We start from the raw sequence: 6,843 nt of genomic DNA on the forward strand, positions 1-6,843 counted from the left end.
GGGCTCCGGCCTCGGGGGCTCCGGCCTCGGGGGCTCCGGCCTCGGGGGCTCCGGCTTCCGGTGCGAGCCCGGCGCCGGGTCCGGACGGTCCCACGCAGAAGATGGCCCGCCCGAACCCCAAGGCTCAGGCGGGCAAGCGCTAGGTCCCGCGGCTGTTCGGCGGCGGCGCCGTCAGACGCCGGCGCGCCGTCGCCAGTCGAGCACCGCGTGCGCGAACGCGTCCGGGGCTTCGAGGGGCGTCAGGTGGCCGACGCCTGCCAGCTCGACGTACTCGCCGTGCCGCAGCACGTCGGCCATCTCGCGCGCCAGGGCGGGCGGGGTGAGGGTGTCGTGCTCCCCCACCAGCACCAACGCCGGCACGTCCACGTCGGCGAGCACGTCGGTCGAGTCCGGCCGCGCCGCCATCGCGCGCTGCGCCCAGGCCACCTCCGCCGGGTCCTGGCCGAGGATCAACTCGCGCACCCGCCGCACCACGGCCTCGTCCGGCCGCGGCCCGAGCAACCCGACCGTCACCGCGTCGGGCAACCACCAGACGCCCTCCGCCTCGACCCGCGCGGCCATGCCCAGCCGGTTCGCCCGCACCTCGTCCGCCTCCGCACCGGCCCGCGTGTCGGCCAGCACGAGGCCCGCCACCCGCGACGGGTCGCGGCGCAGCACGGCCATCGCCACGTACCCGCCCATCGAGCAGCCGCCCAGCACCGCCCGCTCGATCCCGCGCTCGTCGAGCAACCGCAGCACGTCGTCCGCGATCGTCACCAGATCGGGTGAGCGATCGCCGCCGCGCTGGTCCGGCGTGATGGGTTTCAGCAGGTCACGGACGCCGTCCCACAGGCGCGAGTCGAACGGGAAGGCGTGCAGGAGGACGAGCGGGGCAGTTTCCACACCCGGAATTGTCGTACCCCGTGGCTACCGTCGCCCCCATGACCTCCGCCCCGGACGAGATCCGCACCGACCGCCTCCTGCTCAGGCGAGTCGGCCCGGGTGACGTGCGCTCCGCGATCGCCGTGCTGTCCGATCCGGCGACGAACCGCTTCAACCCGGCCGGTCCGCCGTCCGCGGAGCAGGCGGCGCGGATGCTGGTGGAGTGGCAGGCCCACTGGGCCCGTGACGGCATCGGGTACTGGGCGGTGGAGCTGCCGGAGACCGGGGAGGTCGTCGGCTTCGGCGGCCTGCGCCACCACGTGCTGGACGGGGAGCCGACGTTCAACCTGTTCTACCGGTTCCGCCCCCGGCACTGGGGTCGCGGCTACGCGCCGGAGATGGCACGCGCGGCCATCGACTGGGCGGGTCGGGCCCGGCCGGACCGACCGGTGGTGATCATCACCGACCCCGGCAACGCGCCCTCCCAGCGCGTCGCGGAGAAGCTGGGCTTCGCGCACGCGGGCGACAGCGGGACCGTCGAGGGTCCGGTGCTGGTCTGGCGGCATCAGGAGGCCACGATGGCCACGTGACGCTGCTCGTGGGGGCCGGACCAGGTGCGCGGCAACGGCGTGGGCACCTCGGGCACGGCCGCGGACACGATCGCGTCCAGCACCTCCTCGGCGTGCCCGACCATGAGGTGCTTGGCGCCGGGGAAGTCGACCACGTCCGCGGTCGGGATGTCCGCGCCGAACCGCCGCCTGGCCTCGGCCGGTGGCAGGTAGGTGTCGAACTCCGGCACCAGGCACACCACCGGTTTGCCCGCACGCGCCCAGGTCCGCAGGTGCTCGGGACCGCTCCACCGGAGAGGGGGTGAGATCAGCACGGCGCCGTCGACCACCGGGTCGCACCCGTGCATCAGGGCGAGGTCGGTGCCGAACGACCAGCCGACGAGCCACACCGAGGGCAAGCCGCGCTCGGCCGCGAACGCCAACGCGGCGGCCACGTCGTGCCGCTCGCCGACGGCGTGGTCGAACTCGCCCTCGCTGCGCCCGGCCTCACTGGCCGTGCCGCGTGTGTTGAACCGCAGCACGGCGAGGCCGGCCAGGGCGGGCAACCGCCAGGCCGACTTGCGGTAGAGGTGGGAGTCCATCATGCCGCCGTGCGTGGGCAGCGGGTGCAGCAGCACCAGCGTGGCCCGGGGCTCCCGGTCTTGCGGCAGCGCCAGCTCGCCGACGAGCGCGAGCCCGTCCGCGGTCCGCAACGTCACCGCTTCCCGGCGCGCCGGGAGCACGGTGTTGGCTCTGATCGGGACGTCGTCACCCACGGCGGTCATCGTGCCACCCGCCGGCCGGCGTGGGCTCACGGTCACTCGCCGTCACCGTGAGCGTCACCAGCGCCGGGACGTCGGGCCGCGCCGTCCGCGTGACGACCAGCAGCCCTGGTGCCAGTGGCGGCGGTCCTCGACGGAGCCGTAGTCGGCGGCGGGCCAGGCGACGACGTGGGCCGTGCCGGGCCGGATCTCGTGGTCGCAGCCGGGACAGCGGTAGGTCTTGGTGGTGGCGGCGCCGGAGACGGTGCGCACCATCCACTCACCGTCCGGCCCGCTCTCGGCACGCGCCCAGCCGTGGCCACCGATGGGTGACGGCTCCGGGGGGCGCTGCGGGCGATTACGGCGGGGCACGGGGAGCGAGGGTATCCGGGCTTGCCCTGAGTGATCGCCTACGGTCCACTGGGTGAGCAAGTGGCAACGGGTCATATTAACCCTGCTTCTGATGACCGAAGTGACCGTGACGCTACTGCCGGTGGTGCGTGGCCTGCTGTTCGAGCCGCCGTTGGCGGACGTCCCGCCACCCGACCGGGCCGGTCCCCCGTTCGACCACCCGGACGTGCCGGTCGGCCAACCCTTCGGCCTGCGCCAAGGCGTCCTCCTCGGCACGACCATGTTGTTGCTGGTCACCGCCATTTCCGCGCTGGCGGTGGCGTGGCTGCGGCCGGGTTCGCGGTCGTGGGCGGTCACGTTCACCGGCACCCACGTGGCCGCCGCGGGCCTCGGCTGGGTCCACGGCCTGCCGGTGCTGACGGCGCTCGCGGCGGTATCGGCAATAGGGGTGCCCTTGCTGGTGCTCGGCCCGTCGCGCCGGGGAGAATGCACGACGTGCCCACCTACGAGTTCCGATGCAAGGCGTGCGGGTCCACTTTCGACGTGAAGCGGTCGATGGACGACTCCGCCGCCCCCGCGCCGTGCCCGAACGGCCACGACGACACCGTGAAGCTCCTGTCCATGGCGGGCCTGGGAGGCAAAGCCTCCGCTCCCGCCGGCGGTGGCGGCGGCGGGTGCTGCGGCGGCGGCTGCTGCAGTTGACCGACTGACGGACTGACCGACTGACCGATCTCACCCGACCCCCACACCGGCCGCGCCGCATCCGACGCGGCCGGCCCCGCACGCCCACGGCGAGCCCGAGCCCGCCGCCGGACACCCGCGCGCAGTCAGCTGGCGCCCGTTGCCTGTGGCGCGTCGTCAGCGGAGGCGGGCGGACGCTTGCGGGGGTGGGGGTTAGCTGGTCGGTTCCTTGGAGATCAGCACCTCGGCGACCTTCTTGCCCTGCTCGCAGATGGCGCCGAAGCGGGCCGAGCCGTCGATCACGATGATCCCGATGCCGCCACCGGCGTAGTCCATCACCAGCACGCACGACGGCTGCACCGACGTGTCCGTCGTCCGGTCGAAGTACTTCACCTTCCGGTCCGGCAGGTCGAACTCGCCGTTGCTCTGCTCGAGCGTGATCGCCCGCCCCTCCCGGAACCGGAGGGTGACGCCGACGTCGAGCGTCCCCACCGACGTCTGCCACTTGCACGACTGGTCGAACGACTCGTCGTACCCGGTGTCGGTGGGTTCCGCGTCCTTGTCCGGCACGTCGTAGGGCAGGTCGCCCCACCCGATCAACTGGCAGATGTCACCGACCTCGGACGGCTCCCCGGAGGGCTGACCCGTCTTCGTCGGCGTGGGCTGCGCCGAGGTGAACGGCGGGTCGACGTCGAGCAGCTGCTCGGCCACCGGAGTGCCGTTCACCGTGTACGCACAGGCGCTCGTCAGACCGAACACCGCCACCAGGAGCGAGATCACCACACGCCGCATGGTGCCCACGATGCCAAACCCCGAATCCCGTCACACCATCAGGCCGCGTAACCGCCCGTCAGGCCGAGTAGTCGCGGAAGCCCTTGCCGGTCTTGCGGCCCAGTCGCCCGGCCTTCACCAGGTGCTCCAAGAGCGGCGCGGGGGCGAAGCCTGCCTCGCGGAACTCCAGGTACAGGGTCCGCTCGATGGCGAGCGACACGTCCAGCCCGACGACGTCCAGCAGCTCGAACGGCCCCATCGGCAGCGAGCAGCCGACCTTCATCGCGTTGTCGATGTCGTCGGCCGACGCGTAGTGGGCCTCCAGCATCTTCACCGCGTCGTTCAGGTACGGGAACAGCAGCGCGTTGACGATGAACCCGGCCCGGTCGCCGCAGTGCACCGGCACCTTGCCCAGGTCGAGGCACACGCGCCGGGCGGTGGCGACGACGTCCGCCGACGTCGAGATGGTCTCCACGACCTCGACCAGCTTCATTACCTGCGCCGGGTTGAAGAAGTGCAGGCCGACGACGTCGCCGGGCCGCGCGGTGGCGGCGGCGCACTCGATCACGGGCAGCGACGACGTCGTGGTCGCCAGCACCGCGCCCGGCTTGCACACCTCGTCCAGCGCCTCGAACACGGCCTTCTTGACCGACAGCTCCTCGGCGACCGCCTCGACCACCAGGTCGCAGTCGGCGAGGTCGGAGAACTCCACGGCGGGCGTGACGCGGGCCAGCGCCGCGTCCCGGTCGGCCTCGGCGAGCTTGCCGCGCGAGACGGCCTTGTCCAGCGACTTGCGGACCTTGGCGACGGCGGCGTCGGCCTTCTCCGCGGACCGCGCCCGCAGCACCACGTCGTAGCCGCGCTTGGCGAACACCTCGACGATGCCGGTGGCCATGGTGCCGGTGCCGATCACGCCGACCCGCTGGACCTCGCGGGAGGGCGCGGCGTCCGCGGCGGCGACGGGCGTGTGCACGTCCGGCACGACGACCGGCGAGTCCGGCCCGTCGTAGGTGTAGAAGCCGCGCCCGCTCTTGCGGCCCAGCAGCCCCGCGGTGATCATCTGCTTGAGCAGCGGCGCGGGGGCGTGCAGCCGGTTGCGCGACTGGTGGTACATCGTGTCGAGGATCTCGTACGCGGTGTCGAGGCCGATCAGGTCGAGCAGCGCCAGCGGCCCCATCGGGTAGCCGCAGCCGTAGCGCATGGCCGCGTCGAGGTCTTCCCTTGTCGCGTAACGGGATTCGTACATGCGCACGGCGTGGTTCAGGTAGCCGAACAGCAGCGCGTTGGCGATGAACCCGGCCCGGTCGCCGATGACGACGGGAGTCTTGCCCAGCCCTTCGGCGAACGCGACCACGTCGGTCACCACGTCGGGCTCGGTGACGACGGTCCGCACCACCTCGACCAGCTTCAGCACCGGCGCGGGGTTGAAGAAGTGCAGGCCGACGACCTTGCCGGGACGTCCTGTGTGGACACCGATCTCGGTGATCGACAACGACGACGTGTTGGACGCGAACACCGTGTCGGGGCCGCAGATCCGGTCCAGTTCGGCGAAGACGGCGGCCTTCAGCTCGATCCGCTCCGGCACGGCCTCGATGACGAGGTCGACGCCGGCCAGCGCGTCCAGCGAGGTGGCGTACGAGATGCGGGCGAGCGTGGCGTCCCGCTCCGCCGCGGACAGCTTGCCGCCGGCCACCGCGCGGTCGGTCGAGTGGTCGAGGTGGCCGCGCCCGCGGGCCAGGCCGGCCTCGTCCACGTCCACCGCCACGACAGTGACGCCGGTCCGGGCGAGTACTTCGGCGACACCGGCGCCCATCGTGCCGAGACCGACGACTCCGACCGTGTTGAACTGGCGCGTCACTGTTGACCTCCCACTCACCGGAGTGGCTACCGGACGGTAACTTGTCGCGACTATCCCACGGCGGTCACGCGTCGTTCGCGTGAGCTTCACCATCGGTATCGAGCAAGTAATCGGTCCAGCGTCGTCTCACCAGCTCATTCGTCGAAGTCGCGCGCCACCAGCCCTTCCACCCGCCGCACGGCCTCCGCGGCGTCCGCACCGGTGGCGACGACCTCGATCCGCGCGCCTCCGGGCGCGCCGAGCCCCATCAGCGCCAGCACGCTCTTCCCGTCCGCCTCCTGCTCGCCGAACCGCACCACCACCGAGGCGTCCAACGAGTCCAGCGCGCGCACCACCAACGCGGCCGGGCGCGCGTGCAGGCCCACGGAGTTGGTCAGCTCGACCTCCGCCCGCACGGCGTCCTTCACCAGCCGCAACGTGGGCCGCACGGGCTCCGACGAGTCGTCCGGAACGCCGGCCGACCTGGCCGCGTTCGCCGCGGCCGCCGCCACGTCGGCCAACCGCGCGCCGCCCTGAGCCCGCACGGCCGCCGCCACCGCGCCCTCCACCAGCGGCGCGTCCACGACCACCACCGAGCAGTCCGCCTCCTCCGCGGCCATCTCGGCGACCATCTTCGCGCTGCCCAGGTCGAACAAGACGACCACCCCGTCACCCGAGTCGGCCCGCGCGATGGCCTCGCCGACCGCCACGTAGTCGGTGCCCAGCCCGCCCGCGCCGTCACCGCCCGCCGGCACGATCGCGACCGTAGGCGCCATCTGCCCGGCCAGCTCGGCCACGCCCAGCGCCAACTGCCGGCTGTGCGACACCACCACGAGCCCGATCACCGGGCCCGCCCGGCGAACGTCCGCAGCAACAACGACGTCGAGCGCGCACCGGGGTCGAGGTGACCGGCGCTGCGCTCGCCCAGGTACGAGGCGCGCCCCTTCCGCGCCACCATCGGCACGGTGGAGTCGGCGCCCAGCTCGCCGGCGTCGGCCGCCGCGCGCAGCGCGTCGGCCACCCCCGCGCCGCT

At 73.0% G+C, this 6,843-nt stretch carries 10 protein-coding genes; 3 read left to right on the forward strand and 7 right to left on the reverse strand.

Going from position 1 to position 6,843, the window contains the following annotated elements; all coding sequences use genetic code 11:
* Positions 1–171: 171 nt before the first annotated feature.
* Positions 172–882, reverse strand: coding sequence for an alpha/beta fold hydrolase (locus ACFQ3T_RS33040; protein ID WP_380729479.1), 711 nt, complete (start codon positions 880–882; stop codon positions 172–174).
* Positions 883–920: 38 nt separating this feature from the next.
* Between ACFQ3T_RS33040 and ACFQ3T_RS33045 the strand changes: the two genes are divergently transcribed.
* Complete coding sequence (locus tag ACFQ3T_RS33045; protein WP_380729481.1) at positions 921–1,451, forward strand: GNAT family N-acetyltransferase; 531 nt, start codon at positions 921–923, stop codon at positions 1,449–1,451.
* Here the strand turns inward: ACFQ3T_RS33045 and ACFQ3T_RS33050 are convergent.
* Together ACFQ3T_RS33050 and ACFQ3T_RS33055 are read right to left on the reverse strand one after the other, a co-directional pair.
* Positions 1,427–2,194 (reverse strand): alpha/beta hydrolase, encoded by a 768-nt coding sequence (locus tag ACFQ3T_RS33050; RefSeq protein WP_380729483.1) that lies wholly within the window; start codon positions 2,192–2,194, stop codon positions 1,427–1,429. The two genes, ACFQ3T_RS33045 and ACFQ3T_RS33050, sit on opposite strands and share 25 nt — an antisense overlap.
* Before the next feature lie 54 nt (positions 2,195–2,248).
* Entirely contained in the window at positions 2,249–2,542 is a 294-nt protein-coding gene (locus ACFQ3T_RS33055; protein ID WP_380729485.1) for a hypothetical protein, read from the reverse strand.
* Positions 2,543–2,594: 52 nt separating this feature from the next.
* On the opposite strand from ACFQ3T_RS33055, the gene ACFQ3T_RS33060 reads away from it, so the two are divergent.
* On the forward strand, positions 2,595–3,068 hold the full coding sequence (locus ACFQ3T_RS33060) for a hypothetical protein (protein ID WP_380729487.1): 474 nt from the start codon (positions 2,595–2,597) through the stop codon (positions 3,066–3,068).
* Positions 3,017–3,223 (forward strand): FmdB family zinc ribbon protein, encoded by a 207-nt coding sequence (locus ACFQ3T_RS33065; RefSeq protein WP_380729489.1) that lies wholly within the window; start codon positions 3,017–3,019, stop codon positions 3,221–3,223. The genes ACFQ3T_RS33060 and ACFQ3T_RS33065 overlap by 52 nt, the downstream gene beginning before the upstream one ends.
* A gap of 192 nt (positions 3,224–3,415) precedes the next feature.
* Here ACFQ3T_RS33065 and ACFQ3T_RS33070 read toward each other — a convergent pair whose 3' ends face one another.
* From ACFQ3T_RS33070 to ACFQ3T_RS33085, 4 genes are all read right to left on the reverse strand, one after another.
* Positions 3,416–3,994, reverse strand: a complete 579-nt coding sequence (locus ACFQ3T_RS33070) for a DUF3558 family protein (RefSeq protein ID WP_380729491.1) — start codon at positions 3,992–3,994, stop codon at positions 3,416–3,418.
* Between the two features lie 58 nt (positions 3,995–4,052).
* Positions 4,053–5,831, reverse strand: coding sequence for a 3-hydroxyacyl-CoA dehydrogenase family protein (locus ACFQ3T_RS33075; RefSeq protein ID WP_380729493.1), 1,779 nt, complete (start codon positions 5,829–5,831; stop codon positions 4,053–4,055).
* A gap of 134 nt (positions 5,832–5,965) precedes the next feature.
* Complete coding sequence (gene dhaM / locus ACFQ3T_RS33080) at positions 5,966–6,655, reverse strand: dihydroxyacetone kinase phosphoryl donor subunit DhaM (protein WP_380729495.1); 690 nt, start codon at positions 6,653–6,655, stop codon at positions 5,966–5,968.
* On the reverse strand, positions 6,652–6,843 hold a 192-nt coding region (locus ACFQ3T_RS33085), incomplete at its 5' end, for a DAK2 domain-containing protein (RefSeq protein ID WP_380729497.1). The genes ACFQ3T_RS33085 and dhaM, both read right to left, overlap by 4 nt.

Source organism: Saccharothrix hoggarensis (genome assembly GCF_042678885.1).
In the GTDB taxonomy this organism is placed as follows: domain Bacteria; phylum Actinomycetota; class Actinomycetes; order Mycobacteriales; family Pseudonocardiaceae; genus Actinosynnema; species Actinosynnema hoggarensis.

Excerpts from the sequence above, each read along its gene's own strand:
- ACFQ3T_RS33070 (WP_380729491.1), bottom strand. The coding sequence starts at position 3,994 with ATGCGGCGTGTGGTGATCTCGCTCCTGGTGGCGGTGTTCGGTCTGACG.
- ACFQ3T_RS33045 (WP_380729481.1), top strand. The coding sequence starts at position 921 with ATGACCTCCGCCCCGGACGAGATCCGCACCGACCGCCTCCTGCTCAGG.
- ACFQ3T_RS33050 (WP_380729483.1), bottom strand. The coding sequence starts at position 2,194 with ATGACCGCCGTGGGTGACGACGTCCCGATCAGAGCCAACACCGTGCTC.